This is a genomic window from Pseudomonas sp. MAG002Y (assembly GCF_019400845.1).
GTDB lineage: Bacteria > Pseudomonadota > Gammaproteobacteria > Pseudomonadales > Pseudomonadaceae > Chryseomonas > Chryseomonas luteola.
This window is the reverse complement of record NZ_WOEJ01000018.1, coordinates 1-22,691: the sequence shown is the minus strand read 5'-3', so window position 1 is coordinate 22,691 and position 22,691 is coordinate 1. Positions and strand designations below refer to the sequence as shown.

The following is a 22,691-nucleotide window of genomic DNA, read 5'->3' as shown; positions in this document are numbered from 1 at the left end:
GATGGTGAACGGAACAGTAAGCCGCAAGGCTGCAAGCAGACAATCCGATAATCGAATCTACGGTCGATTATCGAACATGTTTATCTGTTCCCGTATGCGGTTGCGTGATTCGAAAAGGCCTTATGACGCATCTGAATGACTGACAATACCCTTGATCACTACAGCCGCCGTAGCCAGCGCAGCAGGCACCACCAGCGCAGTCAGTACCTGCTCGAAATTCCATCCTAGTCCCAGCAAAGTGGCCCCCATCCAGGCCCCCAGAATGGCACCGAAGCGTCCGATACCCAGCATCCAAGACACCCCTGTGGCACGACCCTGGGTCGGGTAGAAGCGTGCCGCCAATGAAGGCATGGCGGACTGCGCACCGTTGATGCACATCCCTGCAACCAGTACCAGCGTAGCCAGCAACGTCACGTGACCCAGGCTCTGCCCGACACAGTACGCAAAGACACCGGCGAGCAGGTAAAACGTGCCAATGACCCAGTGCGGATTGATCCGGTCCATCGCCCAGCCCACGGCTACCGCACTGAGCACGCCACCAAACTGGAACAGGGCTCCGATGAATGCAGCCTGCTCCATGCTCGCCCCGCTATCACGCATCAGGGTAGGCAGCCAGCTTGTCAGCAGGTATACGATGACAAGCCCCATGAAGTAGGTCAGCCAGAGCAGCACTGTGCCCAGCCCACACGCCTTGGAGAAAATAACGGCAAAGACATTGCGCGCCTTGACTGTGCGCTGCTCTGGTACGCTGAACTCCCTAGCCTGCTGCACGATACTTGGGCCGATGGGCAGCAAGGCCTTGCGAATCCGTGCCACGCCCCGGTTATGCACCACCAGATAGCGCGCCGATTCCGGCAACCACAGCAGCAGCACTACTGCCAGAGCCATCGGTAGCAAGCCCCCGAGCAACAGCAGGCTATGCCAACCGAACGCCGGAATCAGCTTGGCGGAGATGAACCCGCCACACGCCATGCCCAAATTGAAACCACAGAACATGCTGGTTACCAGTAACGACTTGAGCCGCTCCGGGGTGTATTCAGACAGCAGTGTCGTGGCGTTCGGCATGGCGGCACCTAGGCCAAGGCCGGTCAGAAAACGCAGGATCACCAGTTGATCCACCGTACCGCTGTAGGCCGAGATCACGCTGAAAAGTCCAAAGATGGAAACGGCGGCAACCAGCACGACCTTACGGCCGAACCGGTCCGCCAACGGTCCCGAGCCCAACGCACCAAACACCATCCCAACCAGGGCAGCGCTCATGACTGGTCCAAGGCTTGCTCGATCGATTCCCCAGTCCTGGGTCAACGCCGGTGCGATAAACCCCATGGCAGCAGTGTCCAGGCCATCCAGGAAAACGATCAAAAAGCACAACACCACGATTCGCCATTGATAGCGGCTCAGCGGCTGGGCATTGATAAATGTCTGAACATCAAGTGTCGTGTTCGTCGAGGCCCCCGTCATGACAAGGCCTCCATCATCCACGAATAGAAAGAAAGCGCATCGGAGCGATGCGCATGCACCATCCCGTTCACGGGAGAAATCATGCAGAACATAGGCGGACTCTGTTGTTTTTATCAGGCGTGCCGGCTGGCAACGTGCCTCTACCCTACGGAGCAGCCACGTACTGCACAATTCGATTAACGGCTAAAGGTTCGATTAGCGAACAGTTTCAGTGAAAGAGCTTGGAGCTGAGTTCCTGGCTGGCCTTGAGTAAAAGGGGCAGGAAACGACGCTCCAGCTCCTGCCGGGTGATACGGCTAGCATGGGTGCCCACGTTCATGGCAGCCATGACCTGACCTGAGGCATCCAGTACCGGTACGGCCAATGAACGAAGCCCGACCTCCAGTTCCTGGTCAACGACGCACCAGCCCTGCTGCCGGATCTGCTCGAGACAGGGCAACAGCTTTTCTGGCGTATGCAGTGTGCGACTGGTCTTGATCTGCAGGTCAGCACGCTCGAAGTAATCCTGAAGGGCAGCATCATCCAGAGCCGCCAGCAGAATACGGCCCATGGAGGTGCAGTAGGCCGGAAGCCGGCTGCCAACGCTCAGATCGACCGAAATCAGCCGCAGCGGTGTGGCGGACCGGGCGATGTACAACACCTCATCGCCCTCAAGCGTGGCGACGGAGCAGGCCTCATGCAGCTGCTCGCTCAGGCGATCCAGAATGGGTTGGGCGGTGAGCGCCATGGGCGTGGATGACAGATAGGCATGGCCCAACGTCAGCACCTTGGGTAATAGTGAATAGGTCCGTCCATCGGTGGTCACGTAGCCCAGCTTCATCAACGTATGCAGGCAACGCCGAACCGCCGCGCGGGGGATCTCGGTTCGGTGGCTGATCTGCGCGATGGTCAGATGCCGCTTGCGCTCCTGAAAGGCATGGATCACAGCCAAGCCACGCGCAAGGGACGTCATGAAGTTTGGATCGCCCGTGAAGGCCTCGATCCGCTTGGCCGGCGATGCAATGATAGGCGGTGCGCCAAAGCTGTGAGGGTCACGCGAATTCGAGTTATCCATGATCTCTGCTCGGCCGCTGTCTGATTTGGCCGATTATCGAAGCATCTGATCGATAATCGCAATACGACAAACGCAGTCTTGTTCGTTTATAGGCCACTTACAGATCGTCACTGTGCCGATTTCGTCCTCGCACCTGGGGAAAAATCTCAAGCCATAAGAGCGGTAGCGGTTCACCCTGTAGGCATCTGTCTATTGCCAAAGGGATAACGACCATGGGGCATCAAGCGATCAACTGGCGTGGCGTCTTTCCGGCTGTCAGCACTCAGTTCAAGCCTGACTTTTCTCTGGATCTGGACGCCACTCACCGCGTGATCAGCAATCTCGTGGCGGATGGTGTGTCCGGGCTTGTAGTGTGCGGCACCGTTGGAGAAAACACTTCGCTTACCACGACGGAAAAGCTATCGGTCATCGAGACCGCCAAAGCGGCGGCGGCCGGACGCGTACCCGTGATTGCCGGCGTAGCCGAGTTTACTACCGCCTTCGCGCAGAAGATGGTTAACGAGGCGCGCTTTGCTGGCGTGGACGGTGTGATGGTTATGCCCGCGCTGGTCTACTCTGCCAAGCCCCACGAAACCGCCATGCACTTTCGCAGCGTTGCGACTTCGACCGATCTTCCGGTCATGGTCTACAACAATCCGCCGGTGTACAAGAACGACGTTACGCCGGACATCCTGGCCTCGCTCAAGGACTGCGAGAATATCGTCTGCTTCAAAGATTCCTCAGGTGATACTCGCCGCTTTATTGACCTGCGCAACGCTGTGGGTGATCGCTTCGTACTCTTTGCCGGCCTGGATGATGTAGTGCTCGAAAGCATTGCTGTAGGTGCTGTCGGTTGGGTATCCGGCATGTCCAATGCGTTTCCCAGGGAAGGCGAAACCCTGTTCCGCCTCGCCATGCAAAAGCGTTTCGACGAAGCCCTGTCGCTCTATCAATGGTTCATGCCCCTGCTACATCTGGACGCCCGCCCTGACCTGGTCCAGTGCATCAAGCTCTGCGAAGAGATACTAGGCCGCGGTTCAGCCGTCACCCGCCCTCCTCGCCTGAGCCTCGAAGGGGCTGCCCGTGATGAAGTGAAAGCGATTGTGGACAACGCTCTGACCCAACGTCCCGCACTGCCTGACGTTGGACTTTAAACTGCGTCGCTGGCAGCCTGCCGAAACTGCCGGGGCGTGAGCCCCGTCAGTGCCTTGAACTGGCGGCTGAAGGCGCTGTGATCGGTGTAGCCGCACTGCAAGGCAATATCGGTGATCGGCATCGTCGTCCCCAGCAATTGAGAGGCTTTTTCCAGACGCACCTTATGGATCATCTGGCGGGGCGTGAGATGAAAGATCCGCTTGCAATAGCGCTCCAACTGAGCCACGGAAAGCTCTGCGATGGCGGTCAGCTCTGCCAGTGCGATCGGACGGGTGTAATGGGCACGAATGTGTTTATCGACCGCCGCAAGCCGTTGATACGCCGGGTGGTTATCCTGCGCGGCTTGCAAGTCATAGGAAATGCCAGCCATACCCAACACCTGCCCTGAATGCCCTTTCAAGGGCAGCTTGTAGGTCAGACACCACCCTGGCTCACGACCGTTGTAAAAATGCAGCTCAAGCTTGTCCTCGATGATCGCTCCGCGAAGCACCTCGTGGTCCTGCTCGGTATAGAGCGGTCCTAGATTCGCCGGAAAGACCTCAGCGGACGTCTTGCCCAAGAGAGGCGCAACCGTCTTGAACCCACACCGTCTCGCCAACGTCAGGTTGGCCAGGAGGTAACGTGCGTCCAGATCCTTAATAAAGAAGACCACATTGGGAATCGCATTGAGAAGCGGAGCAATCAGCGCAACGCTGTTAAGCAAGGTTTCTAAGTCTTCAGGGCGCTCTGCGGCAAGCCCCTCACACCAGGCTGTCATCTGCTCAGGAGCAAAACCTGGAGCCTGCCTGTCGCGTTCGGCTATAGGAGACATCATCTGAAGCATGAGCACCTCTTATGAGTGGTGGCGCGAATGCGCTCAGGATATATCTGTCTCTGAGCATGCTATAAGCGTCTCGACCCGTGCAGGGACCAACGGAATACGGGGCTCCGGCAAGGCCCAACCAAACAATTCGCGAGCCGCCGTGCCACAGACACGTCCCTGGCAGGCTCCCATACCGCACCGGCTCTGAAGCTTTGCCGCATCCCATCCTTGCTCTCCCACCAGAGCAGACAGGGCGACATCCTCGCAGCGGCAAATCAGCGTATCCGCACGGGCCAGTTGTCTGACCTCAGGTCGCAATCTGAAATGCGCTTGCACATGTCGGGCAAACCGCTGCCAATGCTCGCGACGTGGGAACAGAGTCTCTGCCTGTTCAACCTTGCCAATAGCAGCCAATCCGGCGATTTCGCCCTCGATCAACGCCAACTCACTACCACCAACGCCTATACATTCACCGGCCGCATAGAGACCTGTCTGACTCGTCTGCTGATAGCGATCGACCGCTACAGCATCACCCTCAAGCTGACACCCCAGATGACTCGCCAGTTCGGTGTTGGGCACCAGACCAAACCCACAGGCCAGACGCGTACAGGGTACGACCTTATCACGGCCACCCTGGCGAATACGCACAGCCTCCAGACGATTATCTCCTAGGGCCTCAACGACATAACTCGTCCAGCGGTAGTGAGTCGAGAGCAACCTGAATGCCTGGGTGAGCTTGTCAGGCCAGCGCAGCAACCCGGCACCGAACGATATAACTTGCTGACGGGCCGCCTGTTCATAGACGCCTGTAAGCACAGCGCCGGCCGCTCTGGCCGTTCCGGCAGAAGCCAGCAATAACGGACCGCTTCCCGCTACCACCAGCCGCTCACCTGCCACAGGTGCGCCCCCTTTGATCAAGGCCTGCAACGCTCCGGCGCCCGTCACGCCGGGTAATGTCCAGCCCGGAAACGGCAACAGCAATTCCCGTGCGCCACAGCACAGGATCAATTGCCCATAGTCCAGCCGGCAACCTGACTGTGCATCCTCCAGTAACAAGGCCCCTGGTGCCAACGCAGCTACGATGCGCGTTCCTGCCAAGTACCGAACATTAGGCTGAGATAAAACCTTTCGATAACTCTGCGCCGATGCAGGTAGTACCACCCCTGGCCCGTCGCGCCATATCTGCCCGCCTAGCCGGGGGTTATCATCGATGACCACAATGGAGCGCTGGCTGGTGGATGCAGCCCTGGCCGCTGCCAGACCTGCCGGCCCAGCGCCTACGATAGCGATATCACAAGACAGCCTGTTCAGCCCCGTCATACCGTACGCTCTACCTGCATGCCCTCACGGCACAGCGTCTGGCAGGCCAGCTGCCGGCGACCGTCAATCGTTACCCGACATTCCTGGCAAATACCCATTCCACAAAACGGTGCACGTGGCTGACCTGTACAGGACAGCCGTGCCACCGGTGATTCGCTCAATGCCAGCAAGGCGGCAACCGTCAGTCCGCCCGTAACGACTATAGGTTGCCGGTCGAGATACACCGTGATCATGCCGTTGCCTCCTGGGTGGTGGAAGCCGCATTTACAAAGCGCTCAGGCCGGAACGGAGTGGAATCGAGAGGAATCGCTTCACCCAATAACTGAGCAGCGATCATCCGTGCACTGGCCGGTGCGGTGGTAACGCCCAGCCCTTCATGGCCCAGCGCCAGCCATAGGCCCGGTTGACCAGGATACTGTCCGAGCAAAGGCAAACCATCCGGTGTTGCAACACGAAAACCTGTCCAGCTGCGAATGGCATTCAACTCGCCCAAGCCGGGTAAGTAATACTGTGCACGCGTGAGCATACGACCTAGCACATCGAACTCGACGCGCTTATCTAGGGTATCGAATTGTCGGGATGAGCCGATCAGCAACTGTCCTGTAGGCCTTGGCTGCACATTGAACGCGACGGAGGTTCCATCACTGGCGTGAGCGCTGGCAGCATACCCAAGCTCCACCAGTTGATGGGTGACACAGGCGGGGTATCGATCTGTAATCAGTAAATGGCCTTTCTTCGGCCTTAACGGCACCTCCGGGAGTAACCGGCAGGCACCCAGGCCATTGGCAAGCAGAATAGCGGGTGCCGTCATCCAGAGACCATCGCTCAGACATAACCGATTACACTCGACCCGGATGACCTCCTCCTCCTGAACGGTGATTCGATTGCCGTGCTGGCCGAGCAGCCAGCGCGCGGTTGCCGGAGCGTAGAGGATCCCGTCGTCACCCACCTTCAGCGCACCTACCAGATCAGAGCGCAGCATCGGCTCTAATTGCCGTAGCGAAGAGGCACTGACCCAACCCGACTGAACGCCATGCTCAGCCAGCCTGGCTTGCTTTGCCTCTGCTAACGCGCACTCATCATCGTTCGCCGCCAGCCACAGTGTCCCGCAGTTACGATAGGCGCATGCTTCAGGCAAGCGCTCACGCAACGCATTCCAGAGCTCTATGGAATAATGACTGAGCGCAAGCTCGGCAGGACTGTCTTCCATGGCAACCAAGTGGCCCATCCCCGCGCCGGTAGCACCACCGCTTCGATTGTCGATGACCCGTACGCACAAGCCTCGGGCAGCCAATTCATAGGCACACATAGCCCCTACGATACCGGCTCCCACGATAACGATATCTGCTGCAGCGGTGCGTGCCAGAAGGCTCATAGCCGAATTCCCCAGGCGAAGGGATCAGCCTCATCAATCAATAACGTGGCCTCGGCGCTGATATGGGCTGTGCCTCGAATAGTGGGAATGATCCGCTCCCCTTCCCACGCATAACTGGCCTCGAAAAGGCTGCCGATCACGCTGGCCTGCCGCCAGAGCTCACCCGGCTGCAGATGCCCATCCGCAGCAAGGCAGGCAAGTTTGGCGCTGGTTCCTGTCCCGCAGGGCGAGCGGTCATAGGCTTTGCCTGGGCAGAGCACAAAATTGCGGCTGTCCGCGCATTCATCGCCTCCAAACAGCTCGATGTGATCGATCATACCGCCGTTTTCGCCGCGTACGCCTTGCGCCTCAAGCGCCTGCCGTACTGCCCAGCTGTACTCGGTCAGCGCGTCGAGGTTGTCGCTGTTCACCTGCAGGCCATGATCGGCAATCAGATAAAACCAGTTGCCACCCCAGGCAATGTCACCCCTCACCGTACCCAGGCCGGGCACCTCCAACGGAACATCCTTGCAATAGCGGTACGCAGGTACATTACGCACGCTGACGGAAAGGTCCTCATGCAGCGTTGCCTCTACTGTCCCTACAGGGGTCTCGATCCGGTGCCGCCCTACGTCGATCCGACCGAGATGATAAAGCGATCGCACCAGCCCAATCGTGCCGTGCCCACACATTCCCAAATAGCCGGAGTTGTTGAAAAAAATAACGCCGGCGCAGGACTCAGGATCGACCGGCTCGCACAGGAGCGCACCCACCAACACATCGCTCCCACGGGGTTCAAGCACGCAAGTAGCCCGCCAGTCATCGTATTCATGCCGCAACAGTTTCAATCGCTCCGCCATGGAGCCTTTTCCCATATCGGGAAATCCCTCGATGACCAAGCGAGTCGGCTCACCGCCCGTATGGGAGTCGATAACCTGGATACGTCTCATGGCGCCACCTCGGCAAAAGAGGCTTACAGCGTGGCGTGTCAACGCAAAATCGGCTTGGTGTTTTTCGCTCGGCGGAAGGACGAAATCAGCACAATTGCCTTGGTAACACTTACGGTAGAAATGTATTACTCGAGCAGTCAGCTAAAATTTATTGCAGCCGCTCTACTCCCAGCTGCCTCAACCGGCTCAGCGTCCGGGCAAAGTCCACGGTGGCATCCCCGGCCAGCTCATCCATAGGGACTTCGCTGGACAGGATCAAAGTCACGCCCCGGTCGTAAGCGATATCCACCAGGTTTAGAAATCGCTGTCGAACGGCATCAGACTGACGCGCCAGGCAATCAAGCCCGCTGACGCCAACGTGTGAAAAATGCTCGACAATCCAGAGGTAATCCAAGGTCGAATGAGGCTGCTCACAGAGGTCGGCAAAATCCAGCCAGATCCGCTCCCCTTCATACGCGCGCACCGAAAGGGGATGATGATTGACGTCCAGGGTAGCGTCCGTCGTAGCGGCAGCAGACAGGTCCAGCAGTGTTTGCAAACGCTTCACACCGCCCGCTGACTCTGGCCAGAGGTAATACCCCCATAGGGTCTGCTCGTCGCTGCGCTGCCGATAATCGACCTTACCGTTGATGGCAAGCACATCGAAGCGCTTTTCGATCAATGCAATGATCGGCTTGAAGCGCTCTCGATACAACGGGTTTGGACACAGGCCCTCCGGCTTATAATTGGATGTCATCACCAGCCCGACACCCTCATCTACCAGCACCTTGAGCATACGACCCAACAGCATGGCATCGCCAATGTCATGCACATGAAATTCATCAAAGCACAGCAGACGTACTTCCTGAGCGATTTCCCGGGCTACCTGTGCCAGAGGATCGGCTTGGCCGGTATAGTCACGCATCCGCCGCTGCAACTCCTGCAGAAAGGAATGAAAATGCACGCGACGCTTTTCCGTAATGGGGACGGCCGTATAGAAGGCGTCCATGACAAAGCTCTTGCCTCGCCCTACGTCGCCCCAGATATAGACGCCCGCAGACGGCTTTTTAAACCAGGATTTACGATCGGCCAGAAAGCGATCAAGCCAGTCAGCCAGATGCACCAATGCCGCCTCTTGGGCGGCATCGGCCTGATAGTGACGGGCGGCCAGTTCGGCAGCGAAATGTTGCCGAATTAACTCGCCCGCGTTGAGCGGTTCAGATGTAGCCATCAGAAATCGAAAAAGACAGTTTCCTGTGGACCTTGCAGATGCATGTCGAAACGGTAAATCACTTTGCCGTTTTCTTCAAAGCGCTTGGCGATCAGAGTCGGCCTGCGAGGTGGCTCGACAAGGTTGAGCACTGGACAAATCGCATTGGCTTCCGCTTCGTCCTCAAAGTAGATACGGGTCTGCAGATGGATATTGATGCCACGGGCAAACAGCGCCAGATTGATATGCGGCGCCATGGGCCTGCCCTGGCTGTCCATCACCTTACCCGGCTTTATCGTTTGCACCGACCACTCACCGGCATCAAAGGTAGTAGCCGTACGGCCAAAGCTGTTGAATGCCTTTTCCGGATGATAAACCGGATCGTAGACACCGTCGTAATTGGCTTGCCAGACCTCTAGAAAGGAGTCGCGCACCAGATTGCCGTTGCCGTCAAACACCTGCCCCGTCAGCACGATGTGCTGGCCTGGCGCATCCGGCTTGGCAAGATCATTCCAGATTTCCATGTCACGCGTCGGATTACCAGCTGCGGCCAGCGCAAGACCGATGTGAACGTAAGGGCCTGCGGTTTGTGAAGGCGTCTCGGGCAGAAATGTCGTCGTCATGATCGCCTCCTCACAGGTTCTCGAAATGGGTTTGACGTGCGCCACGCGTCACGATGTCAAAACGGTAAGCCAGGCAGTCCATCGGGTTGGCCATGGTCATGTCCAGACGTGCAATAAGTGTCTGCACGGCCTCCGGGTTCGCAATCGACTTCACGATCGGACAGATCGGTATCAGCGGATCACCTTCGAAATACAGCTGCGTAATCAATCGAGTGGAAATCGAAGGTCCCATGACCGAAACATGGATATGGGCGGGCCGCCAATCATTCACCCCATTACGCCACGGATAAGGCCCCGGCTTGATGGTACGGAATACATAGTTGCCATCATTGTCGGTCAGGGTACGTCCTACACCGCCAAAGTTGGGATCGAGCGGCGCCAGGTAGACGTCGTTCTTATGGCGATACCGTCCACCAGCGTTAGCCTGCCAGATCTCTACATACGTCTTCGGTACAGGCTTACCAAACTGATCGACTACTCGTCCAAACAGGATGATTCGCTCGCCCTGTGGCAAGCCCCCATTATTGAAGTTCAGCAGCAGATCGTTATCGTGCTTGCCCAACTGAAGATGAGAAAAATCCGGGCCGGTACGTTCAGAAACCGTTTGCTGAATACTAACCAAGGCCTGTCGGGGTGAGCGGGGTACAGACGACTTATAACCAGGCGTATAGGCATGGGGATGCCAGTTACGGTCACGGGCGACAAAGCGAGTGTCATTGGAATTATTATTCATGGCTTTACTCCACAAAGAGCCTTACCCATCAAAGGGGTTGCCCGGAGTGTGGCGCAATGCCGCAGGCCAGCCAATTGAAATGACGGCAATCACTCATAACCAAATGGTTATGAGGCTGATCGCTCGGCAACCAGCTCGCTGGCGACTTCCCGTAAAATCTCACAGAACCATTGCGCCGCCAGCGGAAGTGTTGCCGTATTGTTGCGGCATAAGCCAATCGAGCCACCCGGCTCCTGAACGCCTAGAGACAGCTCAGCCAGCACACCAGCCTTGATGTCGGTCTCCACGGCATCCAGAGGCGCAATCCAGACGGCATCACTTAACAGTACATAGCGCCGGCTCAGCGCTGGCGAAAGCGTCTCCAACCGCTGCGACATCAGGCTGATCCCACACTGCACCAGAAAGCTTTCGGCGTACTGCCGAATTGTGGTGCCCGTCAACGGAAGAACCCAGGGATAGTCCGCCAGTCGTTGCCGGTCAATTCCAGTCGCTGCTTGCAACGGATGACCGTTTCGAACCACCAACGTCATCGACTCGCTATACAGATGCTCGAAGTTCAGGCCGCGGATTTCAGGGTTGTCTGTCATGCGCCCCACCACAATATCCAGCTCACCTACTCTCAGTTTATTGAGTAGATAGGTACTCATGCCTGTCGTAACACTGATGGTGAGCCCGCTGTAGCGTTCGTGGAGTCGCCTGATGACCTCCGGTATAACCAGACTTTCCACTGTCGAAAGTACACCGACCCGTACCTGGCCACCCTGCACCCCGCCGCTGCGCACCGTATTGACCCCGTCTCGCAATGCCTGGACGCAGGGGCCTGCATAACGCATAAAGGCCTGACCGGCTTGCGTCAGCACTACGCCATTCTTGTCCCGCTCGAACAGGCGCGCCTCAAGAATGCCCTCAAGCTCCTTAAGGGTCTTGGAAATGGCAGGCTGAGAAACCGACACCGCATGGGCCGCCTTGGCGAAACTGCGGTGCTGAGCCACCTCAATAAAGCACAGGAGATGTCGAAATTTGATACGGGTATCGATGTTCATATCGCGCCAGCGTCAGGAGCAGACTGCCATTGTTAACCTCAACCCGTCGGCAAGTCACTCGACCCAACTGCCATACCCGGTAAAATGACCGTCCTACGCCCTGCTGCCAGATAAGCCCCTCAGCTCATGAAGAAAGTGTTGATCGTTCTGCTACGAGGTTACCAGCTCTTCATCAGCCCCATGATTGGCCCACGCTGCCGTTTCTATCCCTCCTGCTCGCATTACGCCATTGAGGCCCTACAGACCCACGGTGCCTTGCGTGGCAGCTGGCTGACCATTCGCCGTTTGTTGCGCTGCCACCCGTTTCATCCGGGCGGTATCGACCCTGTTCCTCCCTGTCATTGCAAAACCCAGGATAAACACTCGAACCGCTGCCATTAATATGAGATCAGCCTAGTTCATCTCCTATTTAAAAGGCAGGCAATTTCACCCTTTAGAGCGATACCCAAGTGGCCCGCCCTGCGCGATAACGTAGTACGAAGCGCTATTGAGGAAATAGCCATGAACGTACTGCAGCGGATCAGTTTGAGGTTTGCGTTGCTGGTTTCATGTCTCGGCTTTTCCATCGAGACGCCCAACGCGGCGGACCTGCTCAATAACTTCGATCTTTCTACGGTCTCGGATGTAGCCGCCCGGCAGGCCCAGGGTTCCCTTGGTCAATCGACTGCCGACCGCATAGCGGCCACCGTTATCCAGCAGGGCAGCGACAGCCAGGCCTTTCTCACCCAAACCGGATTAGGCAGTCAGGCACTTATCCAACAACTCGGTGGAAATCATCAGGCAGCCATGCTGCAAAATGGTACGGAGCTGACCGCTGTCATTCTGCAAAGCGGCCAGGGCCATAACGCTTCTATCATTCAGCGAGGCTCAGCCAATCAAGCCGCTATCCATCAGTATGGCGCCTATAACGAAGCGCTGATCGACCAGAACGGCACCGGTTTACAGGGCAGTATTATCCAGTTCGGAAACAACCAGAGCATCACTGTTCAACAGCGCTAGTGGCTCAATGCCGCTTGTTCATGAAGTCAAAGGACGATGTCATGTGCAAGGTCCAATCTATTCCTGTGCTCTCTCCCGATTCCCAGCCGGCAGAGACTTGTTTGACAAAGGTTGGAAAAAACCGCATCCCGCCCTAGCTCACTTCTACAGCTCGCTTACAGGCAATGCTCCGTAGCGTTCGGCTATCTGCCTGTTAGAGCTGTATGGCTTTTACCCTCCCGACAACTACAAGGAGCACGTCATGTTTATGATGAAACCTAGCGTTGCGGCTGCTTTGTCCAGGCTTGGCCTGCCTGCTCTAGCCGTCATTAATAATGCAAGCCTCAACCAGGCAGGCAACAACGCTTTCCTCCCCGAGAATGAGAAAGCCTATCGTAACCGCATCGACTACGGGCAATGGCAACACGCTTTCCCTGGAGCAGCCAATCGTGCTGTGTCGATCAACACTGCCACGGTAGAGGAGCAGAGAATAAACAATCAGGCCATGCTGACTCAGAGTGGCAATTTTAACGAGTTGGACTATCGTCAGGAAGGCAATGGCACCAGTCAGCGATCACCATGAATGGACAGGAGTTGCGCCGCTCTGTAAAGCGCCTGCTGTTGGCCATACCAGAGAATTAAGTCTTTTTTATTTCGCTTTGATTAAAGTTTCAATCTTTAGATTGATAGCGAAGCGGGAACCCGTCAGCAAAACTTGTAAGTGCTAAACAGGAGTTAGCCATGACCATGTTGCAAAGACTGCTTTCTCAAACGGCCCTGGTAGTAAGCTGCCTTGCAGCGCCACTGTATTTGCAGGCTGCTGACCTGCTCGATAACTTCGATATCGCCTCCTCATCGACAGATTTGGCTGGCACACCCGACGTACGTGCATTGGCTGCCGCCTCGGTCAATGGTCTCGTCGCTCAGGTCCAGCAGAATGGCAACAGCAACCAGGCCACCTTGAGTCAGCGAGGGCTTAACTCCCTGGCAACCATTACTCAACAGGGTAATGACCAGCAGGCTTATATTCTGCAGCAAGGCTCAGACCTGGCTGCCGTCATCAAGCAGGTAGGAGAAGCCAATAGCGCACTGATCTCCCAGACCGGGTCAGCAAATGCTGCTGTTATCAGTCAGTACGGCAACGCTAACAATGCCGCCATCGAACAGAATGGTACTGGTCAGCAAGCCAGCATTATCCAATACGGAAACAATCAGAATGCTGTCATTCGCCAATACTGAGCCCAAGGAGCCATCAATGCGCAGCAAAAGCCAGATCAGTTAACGCCTCTTGATGGTAGAGGTTGCCTAGGTATACCGTTCATCGGGCCTAGCCAGCTCTAGATCCGCCTCCTTCGGCAGCCATGGATTAATCCCTCTATGGCTTAAATGCCCCATCTTTTCAATCTTTTGGTTGATACCCAGTTTCGCCTGTACGGCCAACAATCCGCACAGCGCTATACAGGGATTAGCCATGAATTCGCTGCAAAGATTGTGCTCAGGACTCGCGCTCGCCTTCTCCGGCATGAGCCTTGTTGTACCGCCGCTCCAGGCGGCTGATCTGCTTGATAATTTCGATATCGCCACGACGACTTCAGACCTTGCCGGCACGCCTGACCCGCGCGCACTGGCAGCTGCAGCATCGGCTGGCGGATTGGTTGCTCAAATCCAGCAGAACGGTAACAACAACCAGGCCACCTTAAGCCAACAAGGCCTTAACTCACAGGCGCTCATCTCACAACTTGGTAACGATCAGCAGGCCTTTATCCTTCAGCAAGGGGCTGACCTCTCCGCAGTTATTACCCAGGCTGGTTATGGCAACACGGCTTCCATTACCCAGATCGGCTCGGCAAACGTCGCGCTGATCAACCAGTACGGCGCTTACAACAGCGCTTCCATTGAGCAGAACGGTACCGGTCAACAGGCCAGTATTACGCAATACGGTAATAACCAAACCGCAGTGGCACGTCAGTACTGATAACAACGGATGTTTAAACATCACGCATTAGAACGTCGACATTTTCATTTCTCGTTATTGTGATTACTACAAAGGGAATAATCATGCACAGCTTCAAGCCTCTTGCTGCCGCCATCCTGATCGCTCTCAGCTCACACGCCTTTGCTGAGATGAACTCCGCTGAAACTACTCAGGATGGAGACAACAACTCCATTACGACCGAACAAATCAACGGCACTCAAAACAGCAAGAGCATTCAGGAGCAGATCGGTAATGGTAATGCTGCAACCCTGACCCAGAGCGCTGCCCTGAATAGCACTTCCTATCAGTACCAGGACGGATCAAATAACGTTGCCAACACTGCGCAGGAAGGCAGCGACAACTATTCGAGCATTTATCAAGAAGCTCAGGAGAGCAGCCAAGTAACCGTTACCCAGACCGGCGACACCAATTCGTCTACGGTTTATCAGTTGACCGGCAACGACAACCAGGCTCAGGTTATCCAGCTGGGTAACAACAACGTGGCTGAAGTCACCCAGGGTGGCGGCGCTGCTTATGGCATGTCCAGCAGCAGCGTGGCTACCATCAACCAGAATGGCAACGACAACTCCCACATCATAAACCAGGATGGCTATGCCCATCAGCTGAGCGCTACCGCGACCGGCAATGGCAACCAGGTTGAAGTAACGCAAAGCGGTATGACGGCTTCTGCAACACTGGCCCAGACAGGTGATAACAACGCCATTACCCTGACCCAGACAGGCGACGGCCAAACAGCGACCATTACTCAGGACGGCACTGCCAATACCGTGGCCATGGTCCAGGATGGGTACAGTGGCCCAGACTTCGCCACCATCTCCCAGCGCGGCGATAACAACGCCATTACCAGCTTCCAGGATGGCAAGTTCAACGAGTTGTATTTTGATCAGAACGGCACAGCCAACACGCTGAACGTGTCCCAGATTGGTCGTGGCAACAACCTGACTGGCGCCACCTCAGGCACCAACAACTCGGCTGATGTAAGCCAGAAAGGTGATAGCAACTACACCAGCGTTACTCAGGATGGCAGCGACAACATCGCTACCGTTCAACAGCTGGAATCGCAGCTAGCCGCCAATGCAGTGGTCTATCAGTCCGGTGTAGCTAACCAGGCCGCTATTACGCAGCGTGGTGAGTTTGCCATTGGCAACTCTGCAACCATCTCGCAGACGGGTACTGGCAACAGCGCTGTCATTACCCAGCAGTAAGCGCTTGCATCTGAGCAGTATCCTGGACGCCCTCATTTAGAGGGCGTCTGCACAAGGAGGTCAAAGATGCGCTACTCTGATCTCCAGCCTGTTCAAATGATCGTAACGTAGACTGACATGCCTGGACTCTTCGCCCTGCCTATGACTGCCATGTTACTTGCCGCCTCGACTCCACCTGTAGAGGCCAATCTGAACCTGATCGCAATTTCACCACAGCAAGCCTCCATAGAGCTCTGTTTCAAAGGCAGCGGGCAAGCCGTACGGTTTGAGATGATTGTTCAGGCCAGTGGCAAAGCCGGCAATAACCGATCCCGCCAAGCTGGTGAGGTCAAGGCAAGCGAAGATGGAGCCTGCCCTGTACGTAACAAACTGGGCTTCGCCCCTCAGACAATGGTCAGTGCTCATTTGAAATGGTGGGTCGATGGAGTTGAGCAACCTGAAGTCCATAAGCAACTAGGCGACTCTCTGCAAGAAAACAAAGACACCCGCGCCTAGACACGCAGCGAGTATTATTGCTTCAGCAACCGCAACGTTTGAGCGTCCTCCTGGCCATTGAAATACTTGATCAACGCCGCCTGATAAGGGCTCTGCTCCCCTGCAACGTGTGCGAATAACGTCATTGATGAATGAAATTTCAAATCGTCAGGATGACCAAAAACCTGCGCTACCGACGCCCCTTCCAGGCTATTCACAATCTCACAACACGTTTTCAGCCGACTCCCTAGAAGCTCATGCTCAAGGTAGGCAGTAGCTTCATCCAGCCCGGATATGGCATACCGCCTCGCCATGGCGCTATGCCCAAGTCCTTGCAACTGCGGAAATACGAACCACATCCAGTGGGTACGTTTATGACCTGAGCGGAGCTCTGCAATCACTTGTTGCCAAACAGTCTCTTGAGCGCTCACGAAGCGTTGCAAATCATGACGATCTGACATGTGGATTACCGTGAGCGCTGCGCCTGTGGATCCTCTGGCTCGTTGAATTTGGTACGGCGCTGCTCTCCCCCCTTCTCATTCTGGGACTTGTTCACCTCACCTACCTTGCTGGCTTCCTCGGGCGTTTCCGCCGTGCTGCGCTTCGCATGTTCGTCAGCCATGATGCACCTCATTGATTCAATACGTACTGCTTAGGCAATATCCTCAGCCAGTAGTGCCCAGCAGTTGAAGAGCAAATTCAGTCATCGAACCCCACCTGCTCATGCATTTCATCCACTTTCATTTCCAGGCGGTAGGCCAGAGCAATGAACAGTGCCTGGCAAAGGCATAGCGTTGCGCTCAGGGAACGAAAAGCGAATGCACTGCCCTCGTTGACCAGCAACAATGCGCTGGCTCGCTTGGCCAGGGGTGACAACTGGCTGTCTGTAATGATGAGCGTCTTGGCTTGATTATGCTGAGCGATACGTACGCACTGCTGGCTTTCCTTGCCATAAGGCGTAAAGCTAATGGCTACGATGAGGTCGTTGGCTCGGACGCTACGCATCTGTTCTCGATAGCTACCGCCAAGGCCAGACACAAGATGAATACGCTTGTTGGTGTGTTGCAGGTTATAAACAAGGTAGTGCGCTACCGCAAATGAACGACGAACCCCCACTACATAAATGTTCTCCGCATTGACCAGCAGGTCGACCGCTTTCTCGAACGCCTGATCGTCCAGCTCTTCTCCCAATCTATCCAGTCCTGAACGTGTGGCACTTATGCATTCACGTGCCAAATCGCTTCCGGCAGCCGGTTGAGACTTGTTAGCAATCATTCGCCGGATACGCTGCTGATAATTCTGGACAGGTGTTGCCTTATGCGTATAAGCCTCACGAAACAGGGATTGCATTTCACTGAAGCCTTTGAAGCCGAAACGCTGAGAGAACCGTACGATTGCCGAAGGGTGTACTTCGCATTGGCGGGCAATATCGCTAATACGATCAACCATGACACGATCACTTTGCTGGCTCATGTAGGCCGCTACACGCTTGAGCTGACGAGGCAGAGACTCGTACTCTGCCGTAATCATCTGCTGCAGAGTTTCCACACTAGCAGGCGCTACAAGGGAAGAGCTTGAAGAATCAGTATTAAGCATTTCGAATCCTTTAGATGAATCGTTACAGCAAGCACTTAACGAAACCAGACGCCAACGTAATCGAAAATGCTTTCATTCTTCAGGAATATCTGCAAAAGAAAGGAATTTAAAGGCGGCTCGCTTCGTTGTCATACGGCGGAATATCAGCTTAGAACATAAGATTATTTTTCTAAACATAATTTTTTAGAAAAATAATTTATTGACTTATTCTGGACTAGATTATCGCTGTACAACCAGCTGAACAGGGGCCAGCCGTACTTCAAATGCTGTAAAAAAATACAGCTGACTATAAGGCTCACTTTGCGCAAGTCTCCAAAGCTGTTTTGAAGTCGATAAAGCCAAATGCGAAACTGAATACTTAGGTTCCACCGCACGCATCAGCGCATAAGTTATGCACCGCATATCGCGCAGCACTGCATCAGAAACAGGCGCTGCTGCTTTTACAGTGATACGCGTAAGCTGCTCGCCTGTAGTCTCTACTGACATGTCAAAGCTGGACGCGCCCCGAGCGGAATATACCCACCCGGCCTCATCCTTCATTGGGTGTGGCGCTCCCAGCATCAGGGCTTTGCAGCTAGGCAGCACCGCTAAATAGGCAGGAATTCTCCGTTCGAGCTGCGCCTTGTCCAATCCAAGAGACAAAGGCGCAGCCTCACTGACCGTCGCTAAGACAATACTGCCAAGAAGCGACACCCCTAGCCAGTTTAACAATGACATATCAGGCGATAGTGTCGACAACACCACCATCAACACGCAACGCAGCACCCGTTGTCGCTGAAGCCAGAGGAGAAGCTGTGTAGACAACCAGATTAGCGACTTCCTCTGTAGTTGCTGCACGCTGGAGAATGGAGCTAGGCCGGTTTTCCCTTACAAAATCAGCGGCCACCTCCTCTAGAGTCTGACCAGTACGCTCGCTCGCCTCCTTGAGCATCTCCGCTACGCCTTCAGAAAGCGTTGGACCTGGCAGAATGGAATTAACTGTCACGCCTGTACCAGCCATCCGTTTGGCCAATCCACGCGCCACGGACAGGTTGGCCGTTTTGGTAAAGCCGTAATGAATCATGTCGGCCGGAATATTGAGCGCTGATTCAGAAGAAATAAAGATTACGCGCCCCCATTGCCTCGAGACCATGCTAGGCAAATATTCCCGAGAGAGCCGAACGCCAGACATCACGTTGACCTCGAAAAACTCCGTCCAAATATCATCGCCCGTTTCAAAAAAGTCTCGAGGCCCGTATATACCCGTGTTGTTGACTAGAATATCAACCTCAGGCTCAGCAGCTTTCAATACAGCACATCCGTCAACGCTCCCGACATCCGCAACCACTCCACGTAATGCCGCATCCGGTACGTACTGCTGCAGGAGACTAACCGCCTTATCTACTGATGGAGCCGATCGACCGTTTATAACTACAGTCGCTCCTGCCTGAGCCAATCCTTTCGCAATAGCGAAACCAATACCACGAGTAGAGCCGGTTACGATTGCCGTTTTACCAGAAAGATCGATCTGCATGAAAAATCTCCAGACACGTTAAAAGAGCCAATGAGCACAATGGCTAGTCCATTATTCGAGTCTGACGAAAAATCCAGCGCAAAGGTCCCTGGCGCCGCTCAGGCTGTTGCAGCGTTCATAGCTGCTTTGAGTAACTCACGACCCTCCAACGATCCTAAGGCTTCAACGACCCCGGGAGTAAACACGATCTGAATCTCATCGCCGCTGGTCTTCCAGCGCTCTAGAACTAATAGGGTCGCCTTTGTACCGTTGCGATGCATCAATCTCAAAGAGGCCTTTTGCAAGAAACTCAGCTGGGCCTCTAGCTGCTCTTGATCTTCTAGGCTGTCAGGTTTGATCGAGACGACATTGCTGCTCAACGGTGCGATCTCCAAGTCAGAAATAGATGTGGTTGTTTGCTCCAGCACAAAGCCGAATCGTCCAGCCCAATTGAACGCAGGATAAAACTGTCCTGATGTTCGGCAGCTATAAATGGTCGCATAAGACAAAAAACAGATTCAAACACTTCGGATGCATGTCACTACACTGCTAGCTCATGAGTCTTGCCAGCTTATACACTGGCTAGCTGATTATGAGGTGCTAAAGGGTTCTACAGCAGTGATGCTAAAAGAAGCCGATAAAAATGATGAGGCGTTTGCTGAAGTGCTGAGTGCAGAACCGTTTCCAGCCTGGCGATGTTACGTTGGCTACAAGGCCTAAGCGACCCAAGAGGCTCAACAGCGGCTATTACGGTAGGAGAAGGATCATTGGTAATATGATGCAATTACAATGGATCAGTCGGCTCGGCGGCGATCCTCTTTTTCTTCACGGGCACGTCGCCATGAGGCCATATCAACCACACGCGGGTCATTGAGCATTGGCGCTTCAGGTACCGCATAAGGGGCAAATTCAATAAGCCCTAAGCGGTAACCAAACAGCACTACCTTACCTGCCAGACGCTGCTCGCCAGTAGCGGTAAACTCAAAATCATAAACGCGAGCAAACCGCTTGAAGCCTTTCGCATCCCGCATAAAAGAAAACCGGCGGAACGCTACATTCTCATCCAACAGCTCTACATCACGCTTGCGACAATGCTCTTTGGCCAAAGCGAGCGCACGCTCACGCAAACCATGGGAATGCCATAGCCAGGCGCAGGCTGAGGCCACCAGAAGAAATCCAAAAATGTTACCTAAGGTCAGCATGAACAATCACCTAAACCAAGCCGTCCCAAGCGCTTCAATACCAAGAAAGCCATTCAGCCCCTGCTAGCTTATTGCTTAGCCCCAACGCCCATCGAGGGTGCCTCAGGCTCATGTAGCAAACGTATGTTGTCACGCTCGCTCTTATACAAGCTTAGCGGAGTAATTTCCTTTGCGCGCAAAGGCGCTTGCTGTTGGTTCCACACGTAATAGAACACATTCAATGCCAACAGGAAAACGAAAAGCCATCGCATATTTATGAGTCCACAGGGCAAGCCAAGGCCAAACCGTCAAAGACCAGATCAGGCACAACACGAGAAGTGGGAATGACGTCTTTTACCAGCTCAGCGTCTCCCCCTGTAAGAAAGACAGCAAAATCAGCCCCTAGCAGCTCAAGGGCTAAATCATATTGCGTCCTCACAAATCCGCGGAGCATATACACGCATCCGCCCTCAACAGCATGCATCGTATTTCTTCCAGGCAGAGGATGCCCATTAGTGGCCTCAAGTTCTGGGTTATAGCGAATTCGACGAGTATGCGTCTGCAATTCTCGACGCATGAGTGGAATCCCCGGACAGATGAAGCCACCCGCATGCTGTCCAGTCTGATCGATAAAGTCTGAAGTAACGGCGGTTCCCAGATCAATCACGACACATGCTTTGTTACCTGCCAGCTTAAAGCCGCCTATAAGGGCAAGCCAACGATCCATCCCCAGTCGCTCGTAGTCTGAATATCCATTCTTTACACCAAGAAACGATGCTACGGGTTTTGCCTGCTGACATGAAAAACCAAACGTGCTGTCTAGCCGTTCAATTAAGCCTGTAGTTTCCAGATCGCTACGAACGCTGACAAGCCGACCATGGCTGAGGGAGAGGCTCTCATAAGATTCAAGCGTTGCGAGCAGCTCATCATCAGAATGAGCGATACCGCTGGCAACAACGCCATCAATTTTAGATAGGACACGCCATTTGATCAGACTGTTGCCGCAGTCAAGCTCAAGAATCATTACGCAATCTCAAACTGAGCTCACCGCCATTAAAAGACTTTTCGTAGCCATCAACATTTAATCTAAGTGATCCGTCCAATCCAACACCCAGCACCTTACCTTCGATTTGATTGGCACCGGCAGAAAGAATCACCTCTCGTCCCTGCCATAAATGATTGGCTTCCCACGAATCCTTCAATGCAGCAAAGCCATGTGACTGATGCAGTTTCAAACAATCACTTAACTCATGCAACACGTTAGAAGCTAACTGGTTTCTATCAACGGGCCTACCGAGCGCCTCATATAAGGAAATCCATGGTTGATCGATATTGTCTGCATTTCTCATATTCACATTCAAGCCAATGCCGATAATTGCTGTACAGCTATCAGCAGGATCACCTGACAACTCGATGAGAATGCCAGATAGCTTGCGCCCAAACAGGAGAATGTCGTTAGGCCACTTCAAACCAGCATCAACTAAGCTCAGCTTTTTTAGTGCTGAAACAACCGCAAGCCCTACTACCAGACTCAATCCTTCAAGCTGCTTGATACCACCATGAATGGTAACAGCTGCTGTCAGGTAGAGATTTTTTGCATATGGACTAACCCAGGCCCTTCCCCGACGCCCTCTGCCAGAGGTCTGGTGCTCAGCCAACAGCACGAAAGGCGCGTGGCCACGCTGCCCCATGACACGCCGCAGCGCCTCAGCATTCGTAGAGTCAATCGTATCCAAGATTTCTATTGGCCACTCATCAAAGTCTATCCGGCTATTTGCCAGCAGATTGAGAGGTTCAGCGAGACGGTACCCTTTTCCAGGTATTTTAAAAAAAGATAGACCTGTACGTTGTTCTATTCCTTGCAGCTGCTTCCAGACGGCACTACGGCTAACACCTAGAAGCGCTCCCAACTCTTCTCCGGAATGAAACTGACCATCAGCAAGGCATTCAAGTAGTAGGGAAACAGCCATATTTTTTATCCGCACAAAGCAAAACCCCCGGGCGGTTAGGCCTGGGGGTTCTGGGTATGGGTGCTTGACGATGACCTACTCTCACATGGGGAAACCCCACACTACCATCGGCGATGCATCGTTTCACTTCTGAGTT

Annotated in this window: 28 protein-coding genes; 8 read left to right on the top strand and 20 right to left on the bottom strand. The window is 54.6% G+C overall.

Annotated features, from left to right (window positions below):
- Nucleotides 1-120: 120 nt before the first annotated feature.
- Nucleotides 121-1,461: an MFS transporter gene (locus tag GM154_RS20995; protein ID WP_010795469.1), complete on the bottom strand. Its 1,341-nt coding sequence runs from the start codon at nucleotides 1,459-1,461 to the stop codon at nucleotides 121-123.
- 208 nt (nucleotides 1,462-1,669) lie between these two features.
- On the bottom strand, nucleotides 1,670-2,515 hold the full coding sequence (locus GM154_RS20990; RefSeq protein ID WP_010795470.1) for an IclR family transcriptional regulator: 846 nt from the start codon (nucleotides 2,513-2,515) through the stop codon (nucleotides 1,670-1,672).
- A 212-nt stretch (nucleotides 2,516-2,727) separates the two neighbouring features.
- Between GM154_RS20990 and GM154_RS20985 the strand changes: the two genes are divergently transcribed.
- Nucleotides 2,728-3,648, top strand: coding sequence for a dihydrodipicolinate synthase family protein (locus GM154_RS20985; RefSeq protein ID WP_019364291.1), 921 nt, complete (start codon nucleotides 2,728-2,730; stop codon nucleotides 3,646-3,648).
- Here GM154_RS20985 and GM154_RS20980 read toward each other — a convergent pair.
- The 9 genes from GM154_RS20980 to pcaQ all read right to left on the bottom strand — a co-directional run bounded on the left by GM154_RS20980 (nucleotide 3,645) and on the right by pcaQ (nucleotide 11,663).
- Nucleotides 3,645-4,406, bottom strand: coding sequence for an AraC family transcriptional regulator (locus tag GM154_RS20980; RefSeq protein ID WP_219653294.1), 762 nt, complete (start codon nucleotides 4,404-4,406; stop codon nucleotides 3,645-3,647). The two genes, GM154_RS20985 and GM154_RS20980, sit on opposite strands and share 4 nt — an antisense overlap.
- A gap of 99 nt (nucleotides 4,407-4,505) precedes the next feature.
- Nucleotides 4,506-5,771, bottom strand: a complete 1,266-nt coding sequence (locus GM154_RS20975; RefSeq protein ID WP_219653247.1) for an FAD/NAD(P)-binding oxidoreductase — start codon at nucleotides 5,769-5,771, stop codon at nucleotides 4,506-4,508.
- Nucleotides 5,768-6,004 (bottom strand): 2Fe-2S iron-sulfur cluster-binding protein, encoded by a 237-nt coding sequence (locus GM154_RS20970; RefSeq protein ID WP_019364288.1) that lies wholly within the window; start codon nucleotides 6,002-6,004, stop codon nucleotides 5,768-5,770. Before GM154_RS20970 ends, GM154_RS20975 begins: the two co-directional genes overlap by 4 nt.
- Entirely contained in the window at nucleotides 6,001-7,137 is a 1,137-nt protein-coding gene (locus tag GM154_RS20965; protein ID WP_308460628.1) for an FAD-dependent oxidoreductase, read from the bottom strand. Before GM154_RS20965 ends, GM154_RS20970 begins: the two co-directional genes overlap by 4 nt.
- 5 nt (nucleotides 7,138-7,142) lie before the next feature.
- Nucleotides 7,143-8,075: a 4-hydroxyproline epimerase gene (locus GM154_RS20960; RefSeq protein ID WP_219653245.1), complete on the bottom strand. Its 933-nt coding sequence runs from the start codon at nucleotides 8,073-8,075 to the stop codon at nucleotides 7,143-7,145.
- Nucleotides 8,076-8,223: 148 nt separating this feature from the next.
- The gene (zapE, locus tag GM154_RS20955) at nucleotides 8,224-9,285 is read right to left on the bottom strand and encodes a cell division protein ZapE (RefSeq protein ID WP_219653244.1); all 1,062 of its coding nucleotides are present in this window, start codon (nucleotides 9,283-9,285) and stop codon (nucleotides 8,224-8,226) included.
- Nucleotides 9,285-9,887, bottom strand: coding sequence for a protocatechuate 3,4-dioxygenase subunit alpha (gene pcaG / locus GM154_RS20950; RefSeq protein WP_219653243.1), 603 nt, complete (start codon nucleotides 9,885-9,887; stop codon nucleotides 9,285-9,287). Before pcaG ends, zapE begins: the two co-directional genes overlap by 1 nt.
- A 10-nt stretch (nucleotides 9,888-9,897) precedes the next feature.
- Nucleotides 9,898-10,620, bottom strand: a complete 723-nt coding sequence (gene pcaH, locus GM154_RS20945) for a protocatechuate 3,4-dioxygenase subunit beta (RefSeq protein ID WP_010795480.1) — start codon at nucleotides 10,618-10,620, stop codon at nucleotides 9,898-9,900.
- Nucleotides 10,621-10,727: 107 nt separating this feature from the next.
- Nucleotides 10,728-11,663, bottom strand: a complete 936-nt coding sequence (pcaQ, locus tag GM154_RS20940; protein WP_219653242.1) for a pca operon transcription factor PcaQ — start codon at nucleotides 11,661-11,663, stop codon at nucleotides 10,728-10,730.
- Nucleotides 11,664-11,789: 126 nt separating this feature from the next.
- Here pcaQ and yidD point away from each other — a divergent pair, with 126 nt between their 5' ends.
- The 7 genes from yidD (at nucleotide 11,790) to GM154_RS20905 (ending at nucleotide 16,337) form a co-directional block, all read left to right on the top strand.
- Entirely contained in the window at nucleotides 11,790-12,044 is a 255-nt protein-coding gene (gene yidD / locus GM154_RS20935; RefSeq protein WP_010795482.1) for a membrane protein insertion efficiency factor YidD, read from the top strand.
- 120 nt (nucleotides 12,045-12,164) lie between these two features.
- Nucleotides 12,165-12,662 carry a hypothetical protein gene (locus GM154_RS20930; protein WP_074825097.1) on the top strand — a complete coding sequence of 166 codons (498 nt, stop codon included), beginning with the start codon at nucleotides 12,165-12,167 and terminating at the stop codon, nucleotides 12,660-12,662.
- A gap of 241 nt (nucleotides 12,663-12,903) precedes the next feature.
- Nucleotides 12,904-13,224 (top strand): hypothetical protein, encoded by a 321-nt coding sequence (locus GM154_RS20925; RefSeq protein ID WP_219653241.1) that lies wholly within the window; start codon nucleotides 12,904-12,906, stop codon nucleotides 13,222-13,224.
- 158 nt (nucleotides 13,225-13,382) lie between these two features.
- Nucleotides 13,383-13,880 carry a hypothetical protein gene (locus tag GM154_RS20920; RefSeq protein WP_074825107.1) on the top strand — a complete coding sequence of 166 codons (498 nt, stop codon included), beginning with the start codon at nucleotides 13,383-13,385 and terminating at the stop codon, nucleotides 13,878-13,880.
- Nucleotides 13,881-14,112: 232 nt separating this feature from the next.
- A complete protein-coding gene (locus GM154_RS20915; RefSeq protein ID WP_374940333.1) occupies nucleotides 14,113-14,616 on the top strand; it encodes a hypothetical protein in 504 nt (167 codons plus the stop codon).
- A gap of 83 nt (nucleotides 14,617-14,699) precedes the next feature.
- Nucleotides 14,700-15,842 carry a hypothetical protein gene (locus GM154_RS20910; protein ID WP_219653240.1) on the top strand — a complete coding sequence of 381 codons (1,143 nt, stop codon included), beginning with the start codon at nucleotides 14,700-14,702 and terminating at the stop codon, nucleotides 15,840-15,842.
- 117 nt (nucleotides 15,843-15,959) lie between these two features.
- Complete coding sequence (locus GM154_RS20905; protein ID WP_010795488.1) at nucleotides 15,960-16,337, top strand: hypothetical protein; 378 nt, start codon at nucleotides 15,960-15,962, stop codon at nucleotides 16,335-16,337.
- A gap of 14 nt (nucleotides 16,338-16,351) precedes the next feature.
- Here GM154_RS20905 and GM154_RS20900 read toward each other — a convergent pair whose 3' ends face one another.
- The 9 genes from GM154_RS20900 to birA all read right to left on the bottom strand — a co-directional run bounded on the left by GM154_RS20900 (nucleotide 16,352) and on the right by birA (nucleotide 22,555).
- Complete coding sequence (locus GM154_RS20900) at nucleotides 16,352-16,777, bottom strand: DUF1810 domain-containing protein (protein WP_010795489.1); 426 nt, start codon at nucleotides 16,775-16,777, stop codon at nucleotides 16,352-16,354.
- A 5-nt stretch (nucleotides 16,778-16,782) separates the two neighbouring features.
- Entirely contained in the window at nucleotides 16,783-16,938 is a 156-nt protein-coding gene (locus GM154_RS20895) for a hypothetical protein (protein ID WP_010795490.1), read from the bottom strand.
- A 77-nt stretch (nucleotides 16,939-17,015) separates the two neighbouring features.
- Nucleotides 17,016-17,912, bottom strand: coding sequence for a MurR/RpiR family transcriptional regulator (locus tag GM154_RS20890; protein ID WP_010795491.1), 897 nt, complete (start codon nucleotides 17,910-17,912; stop codon nucleotides 17,016-17,018).
- A gap of 219 nt (nucleotides 17,913-18,131) precedes the next feature.
- Complete coding sequence (locus GM154_RS20885) at nucleotides 18,132-18,665, bottom strand: hypothetical protein (RefSeq protein ID WP_219653239.1); 534 nt, start codon at nucleotides 18,663-18,665, stop codon at nucleotides 18,132-18,134.
- Complete coding sequence (locus GM154_RS20880) at nucleotides 18,631-19,425, bottom strand: SDR family NAD(P)-dependent oxidoreductase (RefSeq protein ID WP_219653238.1); 795 nt, start codon at nucleotides 19,423-19,425, stop codon at nucleotides 18,631-18,633. Before GM154_RS20880 ends, GM154_RS20885 begins: the two co-directional genes overlap by 35 nt.
- Before the next feature lie 98 nt (nucleotides 19,426-19,523).
- Nucleotides 19,524-19,913: a hypothetical protein gene (locus tag GM154_RS20875; protein WP_219653237.1), complete on the bottom strand. Its 390-nt coding sequence runs from the start codon at nucleotides 19,911-19,913 to the stop codon at nucleotides 19,524-19,526.
- A gap of 285 nt (nucleotides 19,914-20,198) precedes the next feature.
- A complete protein-coding gene (locus tag GM154_RS20870; RefSeq protein WP_010795495.1) occupies nucleotides 20,199-20,606 on the bottom strand; it encodes a DUF3301 domain-containing protein in 408 nt (135 codons plus the stop codon).
- A 253-nt stretch (nucleotides 20,607-20,859) separates the two neighbouring features.
- Nucleotides 20,860-21,609 carry a type III pantothenate kinase gene (locus GM154_RS20865; protein WP_219653236.1) on the bottom strand — a complete coding sequence of 250 codons (750 nt, stop codon included), beginning with the start codon at nucleotides 21,607-21,609 and terminating at the stop codon, nucleotides 20,860-20,862.
- On the bottom strand, nucleotides 21,599-22,555 hold the full coding sequence (gene birA, locus GM154_RS20860) for a bifunctional biotin--[acetyl-CoA-carboxylase] ligase/biotin operon repressor BirA (protein ID WP_219653235.1): 957 nt from the start codon (nucleotides 22,553-22,555) through the stop codon (nucleotides 21,599-21,601). Before birA ends, GM154_RS20865 begins: the two co-directional genes overlap by 11 nt.
- Between the last annotated feature and the right edge of the window lie 136 nt (nucleotides 22,556-22,691).